Genomic DNA, 22,277 nt, shown 5'->3' with positions numbered 1-22,277 from the left:
TCTCACCGACAATTTTTCTTGTCAAGGTGGAAGCGGTGATCGCGGGCATGCTGGGGACGTGACCTCGTCGGCCGTGCGACCAACGCTGCTGGTGATCTACACCGAGCGGCTGGACGCCTGCCGCGACTTCTACGGGAGCCTCGGACTGGTGTTCGTCCGCGAGCGCCACGGGGCCGGCCCCGTCCACTTCGCGGCGGAGCTGCCCGGCGGGCTGGTCGTCGAGCTGTACCCGGCCCGTGGCGGCCGGATCACCGGCGACCTGCGGCTCGGGTTCGTGGTCGACCGGTCGGTGGCCGGGCAGCTCGGCCCCGGTGAGCACCTCCTCTCCGATCCGGACGGCCGGAAGGTTCACATCGGCGTCAGCTGAGTGGGGACGACCGCGTCGAAACCGTCGATCTCGACATCGACCGAGTCGACGTCCGCCCCCGGCGCCTGGTAGAGGCCGTGGAAGGCAACCTCCACGCCGGGTGGGATCTCCGAAACGGAATCGTGCGTGTAGGCGAGGCCCTTGTTGCCGAGCCAACCGGTGGCGAAGCACATCCGGTGCCGCCGCTGGCCCACCCGATCCACCAGCGTGACCCCGGTCGGCTCCGGACCGATCACCTGGAACGACGGCGGAGCGATGACGGTCTGCACCGTCGAACTGGTCGTGTTCCGCACCAGGACGGTGACCAGCACGTACGGCCCGATCCGGCGGGCCGATCCCACCTCCGCCGTCAGCCCGGGATCGCGCCAGTTCGACGAGAGCCGCCGTGCGCCCACCGGCTTCGCCGTCGTGCCGGCCGCACCGACCCTGATCACCACCCGGCGGTTCTGGGCCCGTCCGTCCGGGTCGTCGCTGCCGTCGGCACGCTGGTTCGCCGCGATCGGCTGGGTTTCGCCCAACCCGACCGACTCGAAGGTGAAGCCCGGGCCGAGCCTGGCCGCGAGAGCCTCGCGCACCGCGGCCGCACGCTGCTCGGAAAGGCGCAGGTTGGCCGCCTCGTCCCCGATCGCATCGGTGTGCCCCTCGATCCGGACCGTGCCCGATTTGGCGTCGATCTGCTCGTCCAGCTCGCTGATCGCGGTCGCCGCCCTCGGCGTCAGCTCTGCGCTGCCGAACGCGAACAGCAGGTCGCTCGAGAGCCGCAGCTGCGCCGGGACCGTCCCTCCATCGGAGCTGCCGCCGCCGACGTCGCACACCACCGGCACCACGGATCTTCCGTCGTCGGCACGCGGTTCGTGCAGGACCGGGTCGTCCTTCAGCGGTGCGCCGACCGGTTCGACCCCGACCAGCACCGGCTGCAGGAGCTGCACCGTGACCAGCATCTGGGTGGTCTCCGGCGGCGGGGCCCGGTAGACGGTCGTGACCGTCACCGGCACACCGGGCCGGATCTTGTCGATCGCGCTCGTCCTGGGGTTGAGGCCGCCCGGAACGTCGGTCTGGAGCACCGTGTACTCCGCGCCTCGCGGGAGGTCCACCAACCGCAGCGGGGGGTTGAAGCCGTTCGTCCAGTCAGAGACATGGATGAAGTCCTCGGTGCCGTTGTTGACCACGTCGAACTGCAGCGCCATCTCGTCGGCGTTCAACCGCACCAGCCGGAAGTTGTGCCCTTCCAGCTGAAGACCGGTCGATGCGGCAGCGGCAACGCCCGGGGCCGCCGGCGGGGTCGGAACGTGCTCGATCGGCGCTGTCGGGCGCGATGGCGCGCCCACGGGCGGCGCCGCCGCACACGCGCAAGCGGGTACGAGCAGCAGCAGGACTCCCAGCATTCGCCAGCGCATCATGTCGGCCCGACCCCCGCCGTCTCCTCCGCGGCGCCCCGCTCGAGCGCGTTGTGGAGCACCGCCGCGAGCTCCACCCAGCCGGAGAAAGGCCAGCACTGGTCGCCGCTCGCGAGCCGGCCGGTGATCGGCCTGACTGCGGCATCGATGTCGAGGGTGAAGTGGGCGACGGGGTCGCCACCGGCCGGGACGGCCATCACCGGTCGGATCGCTTCGAGGCGCGGGTCATGTGCTGAGGATCCGCCGGGGGGCTGCCGTTCGAAAGCAGGCCGGACCGCAAAGTAGACCGAAGAGATAACGCGGCCGCGCGCCGGGGGTCGAGGGTGTGCCAGGAAAGCCACTTTCCTGTCCTGTGGCGCCAGGAAAGCCACTTTCCTGGCACGTGTGCGTCCCGCACGCATCGCTGACCTTCCTGGCAGTCGCCTCAGTCCCCCGATGGGATGATGATCAGGATCCGGCTCGGGCGGAGCCGGCAGGCCGTCCCTCGGGGACGGAACGGAGTGGAGATGCAGTTCGATCCGCGTCGGGTTGCCGTGCTGGCTCTGCATTGGCAGGTCAACGTCATCGAGCCGGACGGGTTCTTCGGTGGGATGCTCGCCGAGCCGGTGCGGCAGAGCGGGGTGGTGGCGCGGGCGGCGCAGTTCCACCGGTCGATGATCGCCGCGGGGGTGCCCGTGTTCTTCACGCGGTTCGCGATCCCGGTCGGTGAGGGGCAGCTCGTGCGCAACACCGGGTTCATGTCCGCAGTAGGCGCCGCGCAGGAGGCGTTCCGGCCGGACGCGGCGGGCACCCAGCTGATCGGAGAGATGCTCGGCGACGCGGACCCCGCGAACGTCGTCGACAACCAGAAGCTCTCCGGGCTGGCGGGCAACGACCTCCCGGCGCGTCTCGCCGGCAGCGGGATCGACACGGTGTTCGTCACCGGCGTCGCCACGAACCTGACCGTCGAGCAGACCGCACGACACGGGACCGACCTGGGTCTGACCGTGCACCCGGTGAGCGACTGCGTCGCCGCGGCCACTCCGGAAATGCATGAGGGCTCGCTCGGGATCATGGAGCTGGTGACCGCAGGAAGCCGGACGGCGGCCGACGTGCTGGCGGCGCTCGCCTGACCCGTCGACAACGACGTTTTGGCTGTTGTTAGCGCTAACAAACCGCCATAACGTCGTTGTCGACGGCCACTGCTGCGCCCCGGTAGGCGTGCGCGCACTGTGATCGGGGACCCTGGGCGCGTGCTGGCCGTCCGGGTGCTGGGCCCCGTCGAGGTGCTGGTCGACGGCGTGCCGGTGGATCTCGGCGGGATGCTCCCGCGGCGCCTTCTCGCGGCGTTGGCGCTGGAGGCGGGCCAGGTCGTCCCGGACGACCGGCTCGCGGAGGCGATGTGGGGCGACCGGCCGCCGCCGAAGTCGCGGACGGCGATGCAGTCGTACGTGTCGCGGCTGCGCGGCACGCTCGGCGACGAGAGCCTCCTGGAGCGCGGCCGTGGCGGTTACCGGCTGGCCGTCGACCTCGCCGCAGTCGACGCCGCCGCCTTCGCCGCCGCTGTGGAGGAAGGGCGCCGCGCCACCGCCGCCGGTGATCCCGGGCGGGCCGCGGCCGGCCTGACGGCCGCACTGGAGACCTGGCGGGGTGAGCCGTTCGCCGATCTCGCCTCGTCGGATGTCGTCGACGCGGCCCGCGGCCGGTTGGCCGAGCTGCACGCCGTCGCGCAGGAGGAGCGGGCCGCTGCCCGTCTCGCCGACGGGGATCCCGCGGCGGCCGTCGCCGAGCTCACCGAGCTGACCAGGGTCGCGCCGCTGCGGGAGCGCCGCTGGGCGCTGCTGGCCCGCGGGCTCTACCGCTGCGGCCGGCAGGGCGAGGCGCTGGCCGCGCTGCGGACGGTGCGGGCGGTCCTCGCCGAGGAGCTCGGCGTCGATCCGGGCGCCGAGCTGCGCGAGCTCGAACGGCAGGTGCTCGCGCACGATCCGGGCCTCGACCCGGCAACCGGTGCGCGGCACCGGTCGCCGCTGCGGCGCCCGCTCACCTCGTTCCTCGGCCGCGACGGCGAGCTCGCGGCCGTCCGCGCACAACTGGCGGAGCACCGGCTGGTGAACCTCGTCGGGACGGCCGGTGTCGGCAAGACCCGCATCGCCGTCGAGCACGCCGCGCGGACCGATGGCCCCGCCGGGCTGTGGATCGCCCGGCTGGCCGACGTGCGTGAGCCGGCCGATGTGCCCACCGTCGTCGCGGCCGCGGTCGGGCTGCCTGCGGTGCCCGGCGACCTCACGGCCGCGACCGTGCGTGTGCTCGCCGACCAGCGCGGATTGCTCGTCCTGGACAACTGCGAGCACGTGACCGACGCGGCGGCGGAGCTGGTGCTCGCACTGCTCGACGGCTGCCCCGACCTGCGCATCCTCGCCACCAGCCGCGGCCCGCTCGGCATCGACGGCGAGGTCACGCTGCCGGTGCGACCGCTCCCCGTCGACCGCGCAGTGGAGTTGCTCGTCGACCGTGTCGAAGCCGTCCTCCCCGACTGGGTGCCGACCGCGGACGACACGGCGGCGGCGCAGCGGATCGTCGAATCGCTCGACGGCCTGCCGCTGGCCATCGAGCTCGCGGCCGCCCGTGCGCGCCTGCTCGGCATCGCCGACATCGCCGAACGGCTCGACGACCGCTTCGCGCTGCTGGGCGCGGTGCCTCGCGGTTCGGTGGCCGCGCACGCCACGCTCGAAGCCGCGATCGGCTGGAGCGTCGACCTGCTGGACGTCCGCGACCGGACGTTGCTGCTGCGGCTGTGGCCGTTCGAGGGCGGATTCACGCTCGACGCCGCCACCGCGGTGATGTCGGACGTCGACCAGGCGGAGCCGCTCGAAGCGCTCTCGGCGCTGGTCACGCGGTCCGTCGTCGCCGCCGACACCAGCTCGGTGCCCACCCGGTACCTGCTGCTGGAGAGCATCCGGGCGTACTGCAGATCGATCGACCCGGATCCGCGCGCGAGCCGCGCCGCCCACGCCCGATGGGTGCGCGGGCTCGCGGAAGGTTGCATCACCGCGGTCCGCGCCGGTCGCGGCGGCCGCTACCTCGCCGACCTCACGTCGGAGCTGCCCAACCTGCGCGCCGGCGTCGCCCACGACCTCGCCGACGATCCGGCTGCGGCACTGCACTCCGTCGGGTCCATGGGGTTGTTCATGACCCGCTGTATGCCGAACGCCGAGGCCGCGCGGCTCGGCATGGCGGTGCTGGACGCCGCGCCCGACGGTGATCCGGTCGCCCGTGGTCGCATCCTCTGCAGCGTCAACGCGACGCTCTTCATGGCGGGCGACCGGGTCGCGGGCAGCTGGCTGATCCCGCAGATGCGGCGGATCTGCGCGTCGCTACCCGAGTCCGACCCCCTGGAGCTCTGCGACCAGCACTACCTGCTCGGCTTCGCCGCGGTGATGTCCGGCATGCCCGACCTCGCGCTGGAGGCCGCGGAACGTGCGATCACCGTGGCAGAGCGGACGGGTGTGCGTGGCGTGCGCGGACCGGCCCGCGCTGTTCGGGGCATCGCGCTGGTGATGCGGGCACTGCGGGCCGGGGACGACGCGGGGGTGCTTGCGGCGGCCCACGACGTGCATACCGTGGCCAGGGGCTGGACGGGGGTGTGGGCGCAGGCCGGCCTCGGCGAGGCCCACCTGCACTGCCCGCCGGGGTCGGCGGACGCCACGAGGCGGGCCGCCATCGCGCTCACCGCACTGCGCGAGGCCGCCGCGGGGTTCCTGCGGGAGGCGGACATCCCGTTCGGCCTCTCGGCCGTGCACCTCGGGGTCGTTGCGCTCGCGCGGGTCGGCCGCACCGACGACGCGCGGACGCTGCTGGCCGCGGTGCGGGCCTACAGCGAGCGGCTGGGCATCGAGCCGTTCACGTTCATGGGCGGCCCGGAGGAGTGGATCGGGCAGGAGCTGAGCACGCTCGACCCCCTGCCCGAGGGCGGGGGGTTCGAGTGGGACCGCGCGTTGGTGTTGCTCAATCCTGCTTGAACCCGGTGCGCCGGACGTACCAGCCGTTCCAGACCATCAGCACCACGAACGTCGCCACGAACATGCCCTCGGTAACGCCGTAGGCGATCTCGATCGGGAGCAGGTAGACCAGTGGGATCCGCACGATCGCCTCGGTCAGGAGCCCGACACCCCAGACGGTGGACGAGATCCGGAAGTGGTTCCTGGCCTTCGGCTCGACGCGGTACAGCTCGGCGAGCTCCGCGGACTTGCGCGGCATGAAGCTCTGCGCGGCGCTGAGCGTCAGCGGCTGCTTGCCGTGGATCGCCGACGCCAGGAAGAGGAGCCCGACCGCGCCGGTCACGAACGAGCTCTTGAGCAGCAGCGTCCGCGGGTCGCCGGTGACGAAGGCGAGCGCGAACCCCAGCCCGTAGACCAGCAGCATCACCGTCGCGAACTGGTTGAGCTTGCGCTCCTGCACCGCGCTCCAGACGATCCGCGTCGCGGCGATCCCGGACGCCGCGAGCAGCGCGACCCAGTCGTCGGCGCCGAGCAGGTGCAGCGCGTAGTAGGTGACGACGGGCAGCCCGACGTCGAAGGCCAATCCGCGCATCATCATCCGCACGGGGTTGACCGGCTTCTCCTCGCCCGCAACGGCTTCGCTGCGGTGTTCGCTCGCGATCATCACTGCTGCTCCAGGACGGCGTCGTCGATCCAGGACCCGTGGAAGCCGGCCGGCACACCACGGGGAAGGGTCACTCTTGCCACCGGCTCACCGGCGACGTCGGTCGCGTCGAGCACGAGCAACTGCGACGCACTGCCGTCGCGGCGGGTCGTGATCGAGAGCAGCCATCCGTCGTCCTCCGCCCGGTGGGTGGCCGCGGACGGAACGAACACGGCTTCCCCGGCCACCGTATCCGCCGGCATCGGGTGCTCGGTGACCGTGCCGAGTGCGGCGTCGAACTTGACGATCCCGGCGTCGGCGGCGGAGTCGGCGACCGCGTAGCGGTAGCGCGCCTCCCGGCCGACCCGCTCGTCGTCGACGGTCGGGAACTCGATGCCGCGGTCGTGCAGGGCCGTCTCGGTAACGACATCGGTCGTGGGGTCGAGCGTCCAGCGGTGCAGCCGGGCGAGGCCGGTGGCGGCAGCGTCACCCGCGACGTCGGGCCCGAGCCCGCGCCACATGGCGATCGCGTCGGCCCGGCCGTAGCGGGCGGCGTCGAGCACCACCCGGCCGGCCGCGTCGGTGTGGGCGTTGCCGACGTGGAAGACGTAGTTGGGCTCGACGTCGAACCAGTGCACCACGCCGGGCCGGTCGAGGCGCATGACGCCGATCCGCGCGCCGTAGGCGTCGTCCCAGTCGAACGGCATCCCCTTCGCGAGCCGCTCCCAGTCGAAGGTCATCGGCAGGTCGAGGAACACCGCGTGCTGATCGGTGATGGCGAAGTCGTGCACCATCGTCGGGCCGGGAACCTCGATGTCGGCGCTGGTCACGAGCGTGCCGTCGGCCGCGAGCCGGTGGTAGGTGAGGAAGGGCGCGACCACGCTGTAGCCGAAGAAGTGCAGCTCGCCGGTGACCGGGTCGGCCTTGGGGTGCGCGGTCATCGCCGTGGTGAGCCGCCCCTCGAAGTCGTAGGTGCCGACGGTCTCCAGGTCGGGCGTGATGACGTGCGGGAAGCTGCTCTCGACGAGCGCCATGATCCGTCCGGCGTGCTCGATGACGTGGGTGTTGGCGACGCCCACGCTGCGGTCGATCGTGCCGTCGGCGCGCAACGTCGGCTTGCCGTCCAGCGCCGCCGTGCGGACCCACCGGTTGCGGTACCACTCGGCGCGGCCGTCGCGGAGCCGGATGCCGTGGATCATCCCGTGGCCGGTGAACCAGTGCTGGGAGATCTCGCCGGGGCGCGGGTTGGGCCCGTTGCGGAAGTAGCGGCCGGTGAGCTCGGGCGGGAGCGCGCCCTCCACCGGCAGGTCGGTGGCGTCGATCTCGTCCGGGACCGGGGCCAGGTGGCCCGTCATGTGCAGTGGGCGTTCGGTGCTGGTTGTCACAGGAGGAAGCTTGCACGTTCCGCTCTCGACATGTCAATACCGACATGTCGAGATTGTCATGTAGAGTTCCGGCATGTCGCTCCAACACGCACTGCTCGGACTGCTGACCCTCCAACCCAGCTGCGGCTACGAGCTCACAAAGGCGTTCGAGGACGACATCGGCCGTTATGCCTGGCAGGCCGGCCACACGAGCATCTATCCGGAGCTGAACCGGCTGGCCGGCGCCGGGCTCGTCGAGGTCACGCACGAAGGCGCGCGCGGCAGCCGGACGTATGCCGCCACGCCCGAGGGGCGGGCGGAGCTGCGGCGGTGGCTGATGGAGCCGCCGCCGCAGGCCAAGGTGCGCAACGAGATGGTGCTGCGGCTGTTCCTGATCTCGGCGTTGGATCGGGACGACGCGCTCGAGCTGCTGCGCGGGATCGCCGACCAGACCGCCGAGTCCGCCACCGAGCTGCGCCGGATCCGCGCGGAGAACGGCCCGCCGACGATCGGGAGCCCCGTCGGGTTCGGACTGCTGGCCGCCGAGTTCGGCCTGCGCCAGTACGAGGCCGTGCACGGCTGGGCGCAGTGGGCGATCGAGCAGATCTCGGCGGCCGACCAGCCCGCCGCTGCCGCCGACAGCGCGCCGTCCGCACGCTGACGACGCCGAACTTCCCCACCGTTTTGCCAATCTGCACGCCCCGCAGGGTGTGCAAGTTGGCAAAACGGTGGGGAAGTTTCGGGTGTGTCTAGCCGGGGAGGGCTGCGGCGAACCTCCGGATGTGGGCGGCGATCTGCTCGCAGTGGTCCTCCAGCGCGAAGTGGCCGGTGTCGAGCAGGTTGAAATCGACGTCCGGCAGGTCGCGCTTGAAGGGGTGCGCGCCGGACTCCGGGAACACCACGTCGTTCTTGCCCCAGACCAGCAGCGTCGGCGGCCGGCTCGTCCGGAGGTACTCCTGCCATTCGGGGTAGAGCGCGGGGTTCGTCCGGTAGTCGTAGAGCAGGTCGAGCATGGCGTCCTTGTTGCCGGGCCGGTTCAGCAACGCCTCCTGCAGGAGCCGGCTGTCCGGGCTGATCCGCTCGACGTCGGCGACACCGTGGGTGTAGTTCCATTCGAGCGCGGCCGGCGACATCCCGGCCTCGGCGATCTTGGCCCGGTTGGTCCCGGACGGGTCGTGCCACAGGTCCCGGATCGCTCCCCAGAAGCTGTCGGGCAGGCCCTCCTCGTACGCGTTCGCGTTCTGGACGACGAGGAAGCTGACCCGCTCCGGCCGCCGGGTGGCCACCCGGAACCCGACCGGCCCACCGAAGTCCTGCATGTAGAGGGCGTACGACGGCAGGTCCAGGTGGTCGACGAGCCCGTCGACGACGTCCGCGAGCCGGTCGAAGGTGTAGTCGAACTCGGTGTGCGACGGCGCCGCGCTGTGCCCGAAGCCGGGGTAGTCGGGCGCGATCACGTGGAACCGGTCGGCCAGCCGGTCGATGAGCTCGCGGTACATGAACGACGACGCCGGGAAGCCGTGCAGCAGCAGGATCGTCGGCAGGCGTGGGTCGCCCGCCTCGCGGTAGAAGATCGAGAGGCCGTCGATGTCGGCCGTCCGGTAGTGGGTCAAGGTGACTCCTTCTGCGAGTGGTTGCGGGTGACCGCCCAGAAGACGAGTGCGGCCAGGCTGATGGCGGCGCCGAGCACGCAGACGCCGGTCCAGCCGGCGTGCGCGTAGACGGTGGTCGAGGCGATCGCGCCCGCTGCGCTGCCGACCGAGTAGAAGATCATGTATCCGGCGGTGAGCCGGCTCTGTGCTTCCGGGCGGACCCGGTAGATCAGGCTCTGGTTGGCGACGTGCACCGACTGCAGCCCGAAGTCGATGGCGAGCACGCCGACCACGAGGCCCCACAGCGACAACGGCAGGAACGCGACCGCGAGCCAGGAGCCGAGCATGATCGTCAGCCCGATCCCGGTGGTGCGTTGGCCACGTCCGCGGTCGGTCAACCGGCCGGCGTGCGAGGCGCCGAGCGCGCCGAGGGCTCCGGCCAGCCCGAACAGGCCGACCTGCGTCGTCGAGAGCGAGTACGGCGGCGCGCTGAGCGGCAGCACCATCGGCGTGTACAGCACGACGAACGCCGCGAAGATCAGCGCCGCGAGAACGGCCCTGACCCGCAGCATCGGCACCTCGACGAAAAGCCTGAACACCGAACCGATCAGGCGGCGGTAGGGGATCTGCGCGCGAGGTTCGGCGGTCCGGGGGAGCGCGACGTGCAGCAGGCCGGCCATGGCGAGCGCCGCGGCGGCGGAGACGACGTAGACCGACCGCCAGCCCGCGAGGTCGGCCAGCGTCCCCGACACGGTCCGGGCCAGCAGGATGCCGACGATGATCCCGCTGGTGACGATGCCGACGTCACGGCCGCGGTCGCCCGGGTTCGCGAGGCCGGCGGCGTAGGCGACCAGCACCTGCGTCACGACGGCGAGCGCACCGACTGCCGCCATGCTCGCGAGCAGTACGGCTCCGGTCGGGGCGAGCACGACGGCGCCGAGCGCGACCGCCGAGAGCAGCGTCTGCCGGACGACCAGTCGGCGCCGGTCCAGGAGGTCGCCCAGCGGGACGATCAGCAGCAGCCCGAGGCCGTAGCCGACCTGGGTGACGGTGCCGACGATGCCGACGGTCGCAACGCTCATCCCGAACTCGCTGCCGATGATCTCCAGGAGTGGTTGGGAGTAGTAGACGTTCGCGACCGCGAGCCCGCAGGCGAGCGAGAAGAGGAGCGGGAGCCGGGTGCTCGCCCTCGTCGTCGTCATGACCCTCCTCGTGGTTGCAAAGTGCAACCACATTCGCACAAGGCGGTTTCACTTTGCAACCAGTAGGGTTGCAGAGTGAAACCGGAGGAGGGACGTCAATGCCTCGACGGACCAGTCATGAGGGCGCGACCTGCCCCGTCGCCCGCCCGCTCGACGTGCTGGGCGACGGCTGGTCGTTCCTGATCATCCGGGACGCGTTCGACGGGCTGCGCCGGTTCGGGGAGTTCCAGAAGAACCTCGGCCTGGCCAAGAACATCCTGTCGGCCCGGCTGCACGCGCTCGTCGCGCACGGGTTGCTGGAGACCGTCCCGGCCGGCTCGTACCAGGAGTACGTCCTGACCGAGAAGGGGCGCGGGCTGTTCCCCGTGCTGGTCGCGCTGCGGCAGTGGAGCGAGGAGCACCTCTTCGAGCCGGACGAGGCACGCTCCCGCATCGTCGACAAGGAGACCGGCCGGCCGCTGGCGAAGCTGGAGATCCGCGCGGCCGACGGCCGCCCGGTCGGCCCGAACGACACCAAGATCACGCTCGTCCCGAACGGCGGGGATCCCGTTGACAACGACGTCCTGGCTGATGTGAGCGCTAACAAACAGCCATGACGTCGTTGTCGACGCTCAGCGGCCGTACCACCGGCCCACTACCGCGCGGTCGAGCGCGGCGAAGACGGCGAACACCACCACGCCGAACAGCGCGGTGAGCGTGATGGCGGTGAACAGCGCGTCCATCTGCAGGCGTTGGGTGTACAGGCGCAGCAGCCCGCCGATGCCGGGTGCGCCCTGCTGGAAGAAGAAGTCGCCGACGATGGCCCCGATCACCGAGAGGCCGCTTGCGGTGCGCAGGCCCGTGAAGATCGACGGCACCGCGGCCGGGAACTGCAGCTTGACCAGCCGCTGCCACCGCGTCGCCTTGTTCAGGGTGAAGAGGTCGTGGGCAGCCGCACTCGCCGACTGCAGCCCGAAGAGCGTGTTCGCGATCATGGGGAACAGCGAGATGATCACGCAGACGACCACCCGCGCCGGGAACGAGTAGCCCAACCAGATCCCGATGAGCGGGACGAGCGCGAGGATCGGGATCGTCTGCAGGATCACCGCGTACGGGTAGAGCAGCCGTTCCGCCCACGCCGACTGCGACATCACCACGGCATAGCCGACGCCGAGCACCACGGCGATCAGCAGCCCGATCACGGCCACCGCCATGGTCCGGCCGAGCGCGTCGAGCATCGGGCCCATCAGCTGCGGGTTGCCGAGCGCCGCGCCGAACGCCTCGTGCGGCGGCGGGAGCAGGAACCGCTGCTGCGGGCTCAGCACCAGGTAGGTGACGCCGTACCAGATCGCGGCGAGCCCGGCGAGGGCACCGACGATCGGGGCGGCGCCGGCCAGCGCGGTGCGCAGCCACGGCCGGCGCGCGGAGTCGACGGCGGTCGGTGTGCTCACGCGTGCTGCCCCAATGCCGCCGACACCTTGCCGGCGATCGCGGCGAACTCCGCCTCGTACCGCAGCTCGGGAGCCCGCGGGTAGTCCCACGGGATGTCGACGTCGGCGACGATCCGGCCGGGCCGGCCGCTCATCACCACCACCCGGGTCGACAGGTACACCGCTTCCGACACCGAATGCGTGATGAAGAGCCCGGCGAACCGCTTCAGCCGGAAAAGCGTCTGCAGCTCCGTCTGCATTTGCAGCCGGGTGATCTCGTCGAGCGCCCCGAACGGCTCGTCGAACAGGGCGAGCTCCGGTTCGGCCACCAACGCACGTCCGAGCGAGACGCGCATGCGCATCCCGGCCGAGAGCTGGCGGGGATGGTGGTGCTCGAATCCGGCGAGCCCGACGAGTTCGAGCACCCCGAGCGCTTTGGCGCGCCGTTCCGCCTTCGGCGCGCCGCGCAGCTCGTCGACGAGCTCGACGTTGCGCAGCGCGGTGCGCCACTCCAGCAGGGTCGCGTCCTGGAAGACGTAGCTGGTGGACGCCGCCGACGTCGTGACCTTCCCGGCGGTCGGCGTCTCCAGGCCGCAGGCGAGCCTGAGCAGGGTGGACTTCCCGCAGCCGGACGGGCCGACCACGGAGACGAACTCGCCGGCGTCCAGCGTGAGGCTCACGTCGGTGAGCGCAACGGTGCCGGTCGCGAAGGACTTCCGCACGCGGTCGACGGCCAGCGCGCGGGTGCTCGTGGTCAGGTCGTTCTCCTCGGTGCCTCTGCGGGGATCGGCACGAGCGAAGTTACCCGGAAGGATGGTCACGTGAGCGATGAGTCGACTGACCCCTTTGCCGGTACCGGTATCGACACGAGCATTCCGCACTCCGCGCGGATATGGAACTACTGGCTGGGCGGCAAGGACAACTACGAGGTCGATCGGGAAGCCGGCGACGCCGTTGTGGCGGTGTATCCGCAGATCGTGTTGAACGCGCGGGAGTCGCGGGCGTTCCTGCAGCGTGCGGTGCGTTTCCTGGTCGGTGCGGGCATCCGGCAGTTCCTCGACATCGGGACCGGGCTGCCGACGGCGGACAACACCCACGAGGTCGCGCAGCGCCACGCCCCGGACGCGCGGATCGTCTACGTCGACAACGACCCGCTGGTGCTGGCGCACGCGCAGACGCTGCTGACCAGCACACCGCAGGGCGCGACGAGCTACCTCGACGCGGACATCCGCGACGTGGCCGGGGTGATCGCGCACGCCGGCGAGACCCTCGACCTCACCGAACCGATCGCGCTGCTCATGTTCGGCGTGCTCGGCCACATCCCCGTCCTCGACGACGCCAGGACGCTGGTCGGGCAGTACCTCGAACGGCTGCCCGCGGGCAGCTGCCTCGCGGTCAGCGACGGCACACCGACGGAGCTGAAGCGGGAGGCGAAGAAGGACTACGCCGACACCGGCGGCGACGTCTACCACGATCGCGAGCCGGAGGAGATCGCGTCCTACTTCGCCGGCCTGGAGCTGGTGGAGCCGGGGATCGTCTCGGTCCCGTTCTGGCGGCCGGACCCGCGGCCGGACGGCGCGCCGGAGCCGACGCACCTCGACGAGTACGGCGGGGTGGGGCGCAAGCCGTAGTGTCGGTTGCCCGGTGGGTGCCTCAGCGGCCGTGTGCGCCGAGCATCATGGCGACGAGGTCGCGGCGGCTCCGCACGCCGACCTTGTCGAAGACGGATTTCAGGTGGTCCTGCACGGTGTGCGTCGAGATGTGCAGGGTGTCCGAGATCGTCCTGGTCGGCTCGCCCCTGAGCACGAGCCGGGCGACATCCTGCTCGCGCGCGCTGAGGCCGTGCGCGGCGAGCCGGATCCCGAGCGCCGACCTCGGTTCCGCGACCTCGACGACGACCGCGATCCGGCGCTCGCCGTCACCCTGCAGCCGGGAGGCGCTCACGGTGATCCAGCTTCCCACCTTGCTCGGCACACGTGCGCTCGGCAGCGCCGCGACCGCTGCCGGGTCGATCTCCTCGACTTTCATCAGCGCTGCCGCGACCGCGTAGACCGCCACCGGCAGAGGAAGCGAAGTGGAGTCGTGGTGGTCGATGAGCGAGAGGACGGCATCGGCCTCCGGCGTGCTCGCGACCACGTCGAGCCGATCGTCGAGGAGGACGACGCCCGGTCTGGGCGGATCGCCGCCGCTGGGTGTCGGGTGCAGCAGCGCCGCCTGACGCAGCGCGTGGGCGACGTGCGGGCCGATCCTGGCGACGACGTCGACCTCGGCCCGCGTGAACCCGTGCTCGACGTCCTCGCGGTGCAGGCACAGGTAGCCCCAACAATCGGAGCCGGCGACCAAGGCGGCACGCAGCTCGTCACCGAGCCCGAGCGGTCGCATGATCTCGCGGTAGCGCTCGCTCGTGGGACGGTCGTGCCGGGTCGCCCCGTCGAGGGAGGCGACGTGCGTGGCGGCCTTCGCGAGCGCCGTGAACGTGTTCACGTCGGCGCCGCCGGTCTCGTTGTGCAGGAACCGCGCGGTCGCCGTGCCGAGCGGATCCTCCGCGTGCCCGCCGGTGAACAGGAGCGTCTCCGGGTCGGCTGTCGCGAAGAAGGCGGCATCGATGGTCATGACTCGCCGGAGCGACCGCAGCACCGTGTGCCGCAGCCGATCGGGGTCGAGACCGCTGTGGCAGGCGCGCACGATGTCGTGCTCGGCCTGCCGGGCGGCCGCGCTTCTGGCCACCAGGTGAGTGTGGAGCCCGTTCCGGGCGGCTGGAAACCCCAACTTGCTGGGATGGTCGCCGTCCCGCCGCCGGCCGACGATTCCCGCATGACTCCAGATCAGCTCGAACGCAACAAGCAGCTGGTGATCGGGTTCATCCAGGACCTGTTCACCAAGGGTGACCTCGACGCCGTCGGCCGCTACCTGTCGCCGGACTTCGTCGACCACGACCCGCCGGTCCCGGGCGCGGACGGCCCGGAGGGGATGCGACAGGCGGGCGCGATGTTCCGCGCGGCGCTGCCCGACTGGCGCAGCGAGGTCGAGCAGCTGGTCGCCGAGGGCGACATCGTCGTCGAGCGGTTCACCGCCACCGGGATCCAGCAGGGCGAGTTGATGGGTGTGCCCGGAACCGGCCGGACGCTCGTGCTGCGCGGGATCAACGTCTTCCGCATCGAGGGCGACAAGATCGTGGAACGCTGGGGACGGTTGGACGACCTCGGCCTGCTGCGCCAGCTGGGGCTAGACCCTAGTGCCTGAAGCCGCTCAGCCGTAGGCGGCCAGGAAAACCCGCACGCCCTCGTCCGCGTAGCGCTCCAGCTCCGCTTTCGGGACGTCCTCGTCGACGGCCCGGAACATGGCCTGGTTCAACGGGATGGAGAGGACCAGCCAGTTGAAGTGCTGGGCCGCGAGCAGCGGGTCGTCGATGTGCAGGTGGCCACGGTCCGTGAGCTCGGCGAACCGCTCCGCGAGCGTGGCGTGGCCGCGTTCCGGGCCGCTCTCGAACCACGTCCGTGCCAGCTCGGGGAACCGGTCGGCCTCCGAGATGAGGATCCGCCGCATCCGCACGAGGTGCGGTTGCATGACGGTGACGATGTGTTGGCGGGCGAACTCCTGGAGGTCGCGCCGCGGGTCGTCGCTGTCGGGGAGCGCGTCGAGCAGCGACTGCGACCGGCTCTCCGCCTCGGCGATGTTGCCCGTGATGACCTCGGTGAACAGCCGCTCCTTGTCCACGAAGTTCTTGTAGACGGTCTGCTTCGACACCGCGGCGAGCGCGGCGATCTGGTCCATGCTCGTGCCCGCGTACCCGTTCTGCAGGAACACGGTCCGGGCGGCCTCCAGGATCGACCGGCGCTTGAGCCCGGAGCGGCTCAGCGCCGGACCGCTCAGCCCTGCGTCGCTCCGGTCGGCGACCTCGCTCATCGGTCCCTCCTCTCGCTGTCTGGAGGGTACTGGACGGCTCAGTACTCAGACGGCGCCGCTCGCGGTTGAGGCCGGCGCCCGGTCCGTGCCGTGCCGGTGCGCGGTCGGGGTGATGCCACGCAGGCGCTTGAAGGCGACGCTGAGCGCGAAGGCGTTGGCGTAGCCGACCCGGCGGGCGATCGTGTCGAGCGTGTCGGACGTGTCGCTGAGCTGGTCGGCGGCGAGTGTGATCCGCCAACCGGCGAGGTAGCTCATCGGGGGTTCGCCGACGATGCCGGTGAACTTCCGCGAGAGCGTGGCCCGGGAGACGCCGGTTGCGTCGGCGAGCGATTCGAGCGTCCACGGACGGGCGGGGTCGTCGTGGATGAGCCGCAGCGCGTGCCCGACGACGGGGTCGTGCTGGGCGCGGTACCACCCGGGGGCGTGCGACTGCAGCCCGTCGAACCACGCCCGCAGTGTGGTGATCAGGGCGAGGTCGAGCCACCTGTCGAGCACGGTCTGCTGGCCCAGCTGGTCGCGTCGGATCTCCTCGACCGCCAGGTCCATCACCGGCCCGACCTCGGCGGCCGGCACGACGACGGTGGCCGGCAAGGCGCTGAACAGCCGGCCACCGACGTCGCCGATCCGCTGATAGGTGCCGCTGACCAGCCACGTCTCGGTGTCGGAGCGGCTGCCGAACGTGCGCATCCCGAGGCTGGCGCTGTAGTCGACGGGCGCTCCGGGCAGCCCTTCGCACCTGCCGCCGGTGTGGATCCGCATTGTCGGACGGGTTTGCGGGGTGTCGGCGACGACGTACGAGTCGGCCCCGGACAGCACCGCGACGTCCCGCTCGTTCATCGCGACCGGCTCCTCGCCGGGGCGCAGCACCCATCCCGAGCCGGACAGGATGGTCGCCAGCGACAGCGGTGCCTTGTCGACGATGTCCAGCCCCCACGGCCGGTCGACGATGGTCAGGTTGAAGACGCCGCCGCGCGCACGGGTGCCGGAGAGCAGGTCGTCGAGCACATCCACGCGGCCAGACACTACGCCGGATTGAGACGCCTGGACATGGTGATGCGGCATCTGGCCATGGTCTTTCTCACCGGGCTCCGGTCGACTAAGGACATGCAGATTTCACCGATCCTCATCCTCGGCGGCGCAGGCAAGACCGGCCGTCGGGTAGCGGCCGGGCTGGGCGCTCGCGGCGTCGACTTCCGGCTGGTCTCCCGGTCCAGCGAACCGCGACTCGACTGGTACGACGAGTCCACCTGGGCGTCCGCGGTGCGCGGCGGCACGACGGCCTACCTGGCGCCGCCGGTCGACCCCGACGGCCTGGCCGCGGCGGGCCGCTTCGTCCGGCGGGCCGCGGCGAACGGGCTGCGGCGCTTGGTGCTGCTCTCCGGCCGTGGGGTCGGCAGCCCCGGGCGGGAGTTCGCCGTCTACGACAGCCAGCTCGAGCTGGAGGACGCCGTCAAGGTCAGCGGTCTGGAGTGGACGATCCTGCAGCCGGCCTGGTTCATGCAGAACTTCAGCGAGGCGTGGCTGCGCGACTACGTGCTGGGCGGGCAGCTGCGGCTGTCCGCGGGAGACGGCGGCGAGGCGTGGGTCGACACCGACGACGTCGGCGACGTGGCCGTCGAGGTGCTGCTCGACGACCGGCACGTCGGGCGGACCTACGCGTTGTCGGGGCCGCGACTGCGCACGCTCGCGGAGGTGGCCGCCGACCTGACCGAGGCCACCGGCCGCCCCGTCGAGTACGTCCGGCTCGACCCCGACGAGCACGCCGCCGAGATGATCGACGTCGGGGTGCCGCGCGCCGATGCGGAGGCGCTGCGCGACCTGTTCGCGGTGGTCCGCAACCACCGTTCCGAGTACCTCTCCGACGGCATCGACGAGGTGCTGGGGCGCCGGCCGAAGGACTTCGCCGAGTGGGCCGTCGCGACCGCGGCCGCAGGTGCGTGGAGCGACTCCGCAGTCGAGCAGGTCGGCGCATGAGCACAGGCAGCTCGACCCCGATGCCCGTCCGAGGTGAGCCCGTCGCGCGGTCGGTGCCGGTGTCGCTCCAAATCGCGTTCGTGACCGTCGGGCTGATGGCCGGCCTGTTCTTCGCCTGGGACGTCTCGGTCATGCCCGGCCTCGCGCTCCTCGACGACCGGGCCTTCGTGAGCGTGATGCAGGTCCTCGTCGTGGCCATCGAGAACCCGGTGTTCTTCCTGGTCTCGTTCGGCGCCTTGGCGTCGACGGCGATCACGGCGATCGTGGCGCACCGCCGCGGCGCGCGGCCGGCGGCCCGGTGGATGGCTGCGGCGCTCGCGTTCTACGTCGCCGCGCTGGTGATCACGATGGTGATCAACCTGCCGATGAACTACGCGCTGGTCGGGGCGGGCGATCCGGGCGGGATCGCCGATCTGGCCGCCATGCGGGCCGGCTTCGAGACACCGTGGCGGGTCGCCAACGTGGCGCGAACGCTGACCTGCGTCGCCGCGCTGTTCTGTACCGGCCGAGCGCTCTCGCTCGTCCGCACAGGTTGAGGCTGCCGGATAGCAGGAGATGGGTGGGGGACGTGGAGCCGGAGGCAGGCGAAGACGCACGCCCGCTCGCGTCGATGGTCAAGGGCTGGCGGGAGCGCAGCTCGCTGACGCAGGCCCAGCTCGCGGCGGCGGCGGGGTTGAACGTCCGCACGATCCGCAGGATCGAGTCGGGCGACTCGGGCGACCGGCTGCAGATCTCTACGACGAACCTGCTGGCGGCGGCGCTGGAGCTCAGCACGTCCGAGCGGGCGCTCCTGCTCGCCGTCGCCCGCGGAGCGCCGGTGCACACCGGCTGCTCGCCGGTGTTCACCGGTCGGGCGGCCGAGCTGACGGTGCTCGACGACCTTGCGGGCGACCCGGCCGCGATGGTCGTCGCCCAGATCGACGGGATGGCCGGGGTCGGCAAGACCGCACTGGCGACGTGCGTCGCCCAACGGCTCGCCGACCGCTACCCGGACGGGCAGATCTTCCTCGACCTGCACGCCCACGCAGAAGGGATGCGGCCGGTCGAACCCGACGCGGCACTCGAACGGCTTCTGCACTCGCTCGGCGTCGCGAGCGACGAGGTTCCCCGCGGGCTCGACGAGCGGGCGGCGCTCTACCGGAGCCGGCTGGCCGGCCGGCGGGTGCTGCTCCTCTTCGACAACGTGCTCGACGAACGCCAGATCGCACCGCTGCTCCCGGGCACCGCCGGGGGACTGGTGCTGATCACCGGCCGGCGGCGGCTGGTCGGTCTCGACCTCACTCGCAGCCTCGCGCTCGGCGTCATGACGCCCGCCGACTCCGTGGAGCTGCTCGCCAAGTCGGTCGGGGACGACCGGGTGCGTGGTGAGCCCGCCGAGCGGCTGCACGAGCTGGTGGAGCTCTGCGGTCGGCTGCCGATGGCGATGCGGATCGCCGGGGCGCGGATGCGTTGCCATCCCTCCTGGACGGTGGCCGACCTGGTCGAGCGGCTGCGCGAGCACCGCTCCCGCGCGAGCGAGCTCGATGCGGGCCCCGGGCTCAGCATCACGGCGATGCTCGACGTCTCTTACCAGCACCTCCCGGCGGCGGCGCAACGCCTCTACCGGCTGCTCGGGCTGCATCCCGGCCCCGACATCACCGTCGACGACGTGGCAGCCCTGGCCGGGTCCACTCCACGCGCTGCCGAACGGCAGGTCGAGCCGCTGCTGGACCTGCAGTTGCTCCACGAGCACGCCCCCGGCCGGTACCGGTTCCACGACCTGACCCGCCACGACGCCGCCGCGCGCTGCGGCCGCGTCGATCCCGAGCCCGATCGGTGTGCGGCGCTCGACCGGCTGTTGGATCACCGCGGCCGAGCCTCGCCATTTCCTGTGGAACGTTGACTGATCACCGGATGATGACGGTGTCCCCTGGATGTCCCCTGCTTGTCCAGTGGTCGCGCTTGACCCTCGACAGCGCGCTCCGCGAGGGTTCCAGCAGGGATCTGTGGCACAGAATGGGTCGGGGGGAATCGTGGAAGAAGGACCGCGGACGCAATCCGCGGCCCATGCGCGGGCCGTCCCACATGTGGTCGCATTGCTCATCCTGCCGGCAACGACAGTTCTCGACATAGCCATGCTGGTCGAGGTCTTCGGGGCCGACGGCCGGGCGTCGGGCGGAGTCCGGCCCTACGAGCTGCGGATGTGCGCAGCCGCTCCCGGCGCGACCCGGATCGCTTCGGGGTTCACGCTGGACGCCACACACGGGCTGCACGGTCTCCGCGGCGCCCACACGGTGCTCGTGCCCGCGGCCGAGCCGGACGTGACGGCGCCGGCCTCCGTGCTCGACGCGTTGCGCAGGGCCGACGCGCAGGGTGCGCGGATCGTCGCGATCGGGTCCGGACTGTTCGCCCTCGCCGCCAGCGGGCTGCTCGCGGGCCGGCGCGCGACGGCGCACTGGCGTGATGTCGCGACGCTGCGCCGGCGACACCCCGACGTGGAGCTCGACGTCACGACGCTGTTCACCCGCGACGGTCGCCTCATCACGGCCGCCGGCGCGGCGGCCACACTCGACCTGTGCCTGCAGCTCGTCAACGACGACCAGGGCGCCGCCGCGGCCGACGCCGTCGCGCGCCGCGTGCTGTCGTCGCCACAACGCGCTGGTGGGCGTCCTCAGCTGGTCGACTCACGGGTCCTGCCGCGCGACGACACGTTCGACCGGATGCTGGAGTGGGCGCTCGCCCGGCTCGACCAGCCGCTCGCGCTCACCGACCTGGCCAGGGTGGCGGGGTTGAGCCAGCGGACGCTGGCGAGGAGGTTCCACGCCAAGCTGGGCACGACGCCGGTGCAGTGGCTGCTCGGCGAACGCCTCCGGCTCGCCCGGCGGATGCTCGAGACGACCGACGAGCCGATCGGGCGCGTCGCCCGGATCGCGGGCTTCGGCAGTGCGGGCAGTCTGCGCCAGCAGTTCGTCAAGGCGGTCGGAGTGGCACCCGGTGTGTACCGGCGTTCGTTCAACAGGTCCTCGATGATCAGAGCGGCGGGCTGAGTGGCGGACGCAGCTCCGGCGTCCGGTGCGGTGGCGCTGCTGGCGTCGAACTCCGGGTTCCGCCGGTTGAGCGTGGCGCGGGTCGTGTCGTTCGTCGGCGATTCGCTCAGCCTCGTCGCGCTCATGCTGCACGTCGCCCAGACCACCGGCCAGGCCCTGGCCGTCGCCGCGCTGCTCCTGGTCGGCGACTTCGCACCCGCTCTGCTCGCCCCGATCAGCGGTGCCATCAGCGACCGCTTCGACCGCCGCCGAGTTATGATCATCAGCGAGCTCGTCCAGGCCGCGCTGCTGATCGCGATCGCGCTCACCCTGCCCCCACTACCGCTGCTGCTGGCGCTGGTCGGGGTCCGCGCGGTGGCCGGGCAGATCTTCCAACCCGCCTCCCGCGCCGCCATCCCCGCCCTCGTCCCGGCCAAGGACCTGCCCGCGGCGAACTCCACCCTCGGGTTCGGCACCAACGGCGCCGAGGCACTCGGTCCGCTCGTCGCCGCCGCGCTGCTGCCCTTCGTCGGGATCCAGGGCGTGCTGCTGGTCGACGCGGCCTCGTTCCTGCTCTCGGCGGCCCTGCTGACCAGGCTCCCGGCATTGCCGCCCAGCCTCGACCCCGACCCGGGAGCCGGCCCGCGACCGTCGCTGCTCGGGCAGGCGCGGGAAGGCCTCGGCTACATCTGGGCCCACCGCCCGGTACGGATCATCGCCCTCGGGTTCTGCGTCGTCGTGGCCGCCAACGGCATCGACGACGTCGCCCTGCTCGTGCTCGCCACCGACACCCTCCACGCCGGCGACTCGGCGGTCGGGCTGCTGCTGGGCGCGGTCGGGATCGGGCTGCTCGCCGGATACCTGCTGCTCACCCGAGCCCGCAACCGGTCCATGACGGTCCTGCTCAGCGCCGGGTTCGCCATCAGCAGCGTCGGGAACCTGCTCACCGGAATCGCCTGGGCCGTCGCGGCGGCCTTCACCGTCCAGTTGCTGCGCGGCATCGGGCTCGCCGCCATGGACGTCGCGAGCAACACCCTGCTCCAACGGCTTGTCCCCGACCACATCCTCGGGCGCGTCTTCGCCAACCTCTACGGCGCGATCGGTGTCGCCGCCGCCATCTCCTACATCGGCGGTGGCCTCCTCCTGGACGCCACCGACGCCCCCACCACCTTCATCATCGCCGGCGCCACCGGCACCCTCGCCACCGTCGCCGTCGTGCTCACGCTGCCCCGCGCGCTCGGCCGAGGCCGGTAGCGCATGCGGGCGACCTTCGACCAGGACGAGCCGTGGCCGGCACCTACCACGACGTGTGGATGGCGGCGGCCTGGACGTGATGGTGCGGTCTTCGTCGGGGGACTCGGTCCGGGTCGACGTATCTGGGCGGAATGAATTCCGGTTGCCCATCCGCTATTCGCACGATCCATTCGGTGGCATGGATTTC

At 71.6% G+C, this 22,277-nt stretch carries 23 protein-coding genes; 12 read left to right on the top strand and 11 right to left on the bottom strand.

Annotated elements, in window-relative coordinates:
* Nucleotides 1-58: 58 nt before the first annotated feature.
* A complete protein-coding gene (locus tag LL648_RS34485) occupies nucleotides 59-367 on the top strand; it encodes a VOC family protein (protein ID WP_232667014.1) in 309 nt (102 codons plus the stop codon).
* Here the strand turns inward: LL648_RS34485 and LL648_RS34480 are convergent.
* A complete protein-coding gene (locus tag LL648_RS34480) occupies nucleotides 349-1,767 on the bottom strand; it encodes an OmpA family protein (RefSeq protein ID WP_232667013.1) in 1,419 nt (472 codons plus the stop codon). The genes LL648_RS34485 and LL648_RS34480 overlap by 19 nt on opposite strands.
* Nucleotides 1,764-1,964 carry a hypothetical protein gene (locus LL648_RS34475; protein ID WP_232667012.1) on the bottom strand — a complete coding sequence of 67 codons (201 nt, stop codon included), beginning with the start codon at nucleotides 1,962-1,964 and terminating at the stop codon, nucleotides 1,764-1,766. The genes LL648_RS34480 and LL648_RS34475 overlap by 4 nt, the downstream gene beginning before the upstream one ends.
* A 306-nt stretch (nucleotides 1,965-2,270) precedes the next feature.
* Here LL648_RS34475 and LL648_RS34470 point away from each other — a divergent pair, with 306 nt between their 5' ends.
* Nucleotides 2,271-2,876: a cysteine hydrolase gene (locus LL648_RS34470; RefSeq protein WP_232667011.1), complete on the top strand. Its 606-nt coding sequence runs from the start codon at nucleotides 2,271-2,273 to the stop codon at nucleotides 2,874-2,876.
* A 120-nt stretch (nucleotides 2,877-2,996) separates the two neighbouring features.
* Entirely contained in the window at nucleotides 2,997-5,762 is a 2,766-nt protein-coding gene (locus tag LL648_RS34465) for a BTAD domain-containing putative transcriptional regulator (RefSeq protein ID WP_232667010.1), read from the top strand.
* Here the strand turns inward: LL648_RS34465 and LL648_RS34460 are convergent.
* The gene (locus tag LL648_RS34460) at nucleotides 5,749-6,405 is read right to left on the bottom strand and encodes a VC0807 family protein (protein ID WP_232667009.1); all 657 of its coding nucleotides are present in this window, start codon (nucleotides 6,403-6,405) and stop codon (nucleotides 5,749-5,751) included. The two genes, LL648_RS34465 and LL648_RS34460, sit on opposite strands and share 14 nt — an antisense overlap.
* Nucleotides 6,405-7,769 (bottom strand): carotenoid oxygenase family protein, encoded by a 1,365-nt coding sequence (locus LL648_RS34455; protein ID WP_232667008.1) that lies wholly within the window; start codon nucleotides 7,767-7,769, stop codon nucleotides 6,405-6,407. The genes LL648_RS34460 and LL648_RS34455 overlap by 1 nt, the downstream gene beginning before the upstream one ends.
* 73 nt (nucleotides 7,770-7,842) lie before the next feature.
* On the opposite strand from LL648_RS34455, the gene LL648_RS34450 reads away from it, so the two are divergent.
* Nucleotides 7,843-8,409, top strand: coding sequence for a PadR family transcriptional regulator (locus tag LL648_RS34450; RefSeq protein WP_232667007.1), 567 nt, complete (start codon nucleotides 7,843-7,845; stop codon nucleotides 8,407-8,409).
* An 88-nt stretch (nucleotides 8,410-8,497) separates the two neighbouring features.
* Here the strand turns inward: LL648_RS34450 and LL648_RS34445 are convergent, their stop codons facing one another.
* Nucleotides 8,498-9,361, bottom strand: coding sequence for an alpha/beta fold hydrolase (locus LL648_RS34445; RefSeq protein ID WP_232667006.1), 864 nt, complete (start codon nucleotides 9,359-9,361; stop codon nucleotides 8,498-8,500).
* Nucleotides 9,358-10,542: an MFS transporter gene (locus tag LL648_RS34440; RefSeq protein WP_232667005.1), complete on the bottom strand. Its 1,185-nt coding sequence runs from the start codon at nucleotides 10,540-10,542 to the stop codon at nucleotides 9,358-9,360. The genes LL648_RS34445 and LL648_RS34440 overlap by 4 nt, the downstream gene beginning before the upstream one ends.
* A 98-nt stretch (nucleotides 10,543-10,640) precedes the next feature.
* Between LL648_RS34440 and LL648_RS34435 the strand changes: the two genes are divergently transcribed.
* Complete coding sequence (locus tag LL648_RS34435; protein WP_232667004.1) at nucleotides 10,641-11,138, top strand: winged helix-turn-helix transcriptional regulator; 498 nt, start codon at nucleotides 10,641-10,643, stop codon at nucleotides 11,136-11,138.
* Between the two features lie 15 nt (nucleotides 11,139-11,153).
* On the opposite strand, the gene LL648_RS34430 is transcribed toward LL648_RS34435, so the two are convergent.
* Both LL648_RS34430 and LL648_RS34425 read right to left on the bottom strand, forming a co-directional pair.
* Nucleotides 11,154-11,972 (bottom strand): ABC transporter permease, encoded by an 819-nt coding sequence (locus tag LL648_RS34430; protein ID WP_232667003.1) that lies wholly within the window; start codon nucleotides 11,970-11,972, stop codon nucleotides 11,154-11,156.
* On the bottom strand, nucleotides 11,969-12,772 hold the full coding sequence (locus LL648_RS34425; protein ID WP_232667002.1) for an ABC transporter ATP-binding protein: 804 nt from the start codon (nucleotides 12,770-12,772) through the stop codon (nucleotides 11,969-11,971). Before LL648_RS34425 ends, LL648_RS34430 begins: the two co-directional genes overlap by 4 nt.
* Between LL648_RS34425 and LL648_RS34420 the strand changes: the two genes are divergently transcribed.
* Nucleotides 12,773-13,582, top strand: coding sequence for an SAM-dependent methyltransferase (locus LL648_RS34420; RefSeq protein WP_232667001.1), 810 nt, complete (start codon nucleotides 12,773-12,775; stop codon nucleotides 13,580-13,582).
* A gap of 22 nt (nucleotides 13,583-13,604) precedes the next feature.
* Here the strand turns inward: LL648_RS34420 and LL648_RS34415 are convergent, their stop codons facing one another.
* Complete coding sequence (locus tag LL648_RS34415) at nucleotides 13,605-14,678, bottom strand: LuxR C-terminal-related transcriptional regulator (RefSeq protein ID WP_232667000.1); 1,074 nt, start codon at nucleotides 14,676-14,678, stop codon at nucleotides 13,605-13,607.
* Between the two features lie 87 nt (nucleotides 14,679-14,765).
* Between LL648_RS34415 and LL648_RS34410 the strand changes: the two genes are divergently transcribed.
* Complete coding sequence (locus tag LL648_RS34410) at nucleotides 14,766-15,194, top strand: ester cyclase (protein WP_232666999.1); 429 nt, start codon at nucleotides 14,766-14,768, stop codon at nucleotides 15,192-15,194.
* Between the two features lie 6 nt (nucleotides 15,195-15,200).
* Here the strand turns inward: LL648_RS34410 and LL648_RS34405 are convergent, their stop codons facing one another.
* Nucleotides 15,201-15,857 carry a TetR/AcrR family transcriptional regulator gene (locus LL648_RS34405; protein WP_232666998.1) on the bottom strand — a complete coding sequence of 219 codons (657 nt, stop codon included), beginning with the start codon at nucleotides 15,855-15,857 and terminating at the stop codon, nucleotides 15,201-15,203.
* Nucleotides 15,858-15,902: 45 nt separating this feature from the next.
* Nucleotides 15,903-16,868, bottom strand: a complete 966-nt coding sequence (locus LL648_RS34400; RefSeq protein ID WP_232666997.1) for an AraC family transcriptional regulator — start codon at nucleotides 16,866-16,868, stop codon at nucleotides 15,903-15,905.
* A 93-nt stretch (nucleotides 16,869-16,961) separates the two neighbouring features.
* Between LL648_RS34400 and LL648_RS34395 the strand changes: the two genes are divergently transcribed.
* The 5 genes from LL648_RS34395 (at nucleotide 16,962) to LL648_RS34375 (ending at nucleotide 22,090) form a co-directional block, all read left to right on the top strand.
* On the top strand, nucleotides 16,962-17,831 hold the full coding sequence (locus LL648_RS34395; RefSeq protein WP_232666996.1) for an NAD(P)H-binding protein: 870 nt from the start codon (nucleotides 16,962-16,964) through the stop codon (nucleotides 17,829-17,831).
* Nucleotides 17,828-18,367, top strand: coding sequence for an anthrone oxygenase family protein (locus tag LL648_RS34390; RefSeq protein WP_232666995.1), 540 nt, complete (start codon nucleotides 17,828-17,830; stop codon nucleotides 18,365-18,367). The genes LL648_RS34395 and LL648_RS34390 overlap by 4 nt, the downstream gene beginning before the upstream one ends.
* Before the next feature lie 32 nt (nucleotides 18,368-18,399).
* Nucleotides 18,400-19,713, top strand: a complete 1,314-nt coding sequence (locus LL648_RS34385) for an NB-ARC domain-containing protein (protein ID WP_232666994.1) — start codon at nucleotides 18,400-18,402, stop codon at nucleotides 19,711-19,713.
* A gap of 184 nt (nucleotides 19,714-19,897) precedes the next feature.
* Nucleotides 19,898-20,857, top strand: coding sequence for a GlxA family transcriptional regulator (locus tag LL648_RS34380; RefSeq protein ID WP_232666993.1), 960 nt, complete (start codon nucleotides 19,898-19,900; stop codon nucleotides 20,855-20,857).
* The gene (locus LL648_RS34375) at nucleotides 20,858-22,090 is read left to right on the top strand and encodes an MFS transporter (RefSeq protein ID WP_232666992.1); all 1,233 of its coding nucleotides are present in this window, start codon (nucleotides 20,858-20,860) and stop codon (nucleotides 22,088-22,090) included. It begins immediately after the preceding gene.
* Nucleotides 22,091-22,277: the final 187 nt, after the last annotated feature.

This window comes from Pseudonocardia sp. TRM90224 (assembly GCF_021245725.1).
Lineage (GTDB): Bacteria > Actinomycetota > Actinomycetes > Mycobacteriales > Pseudonocardiaceae > Pseudonocardia.
This window is presented reverse-complemented; position numbering and strand designations above follow the sequence as displayed.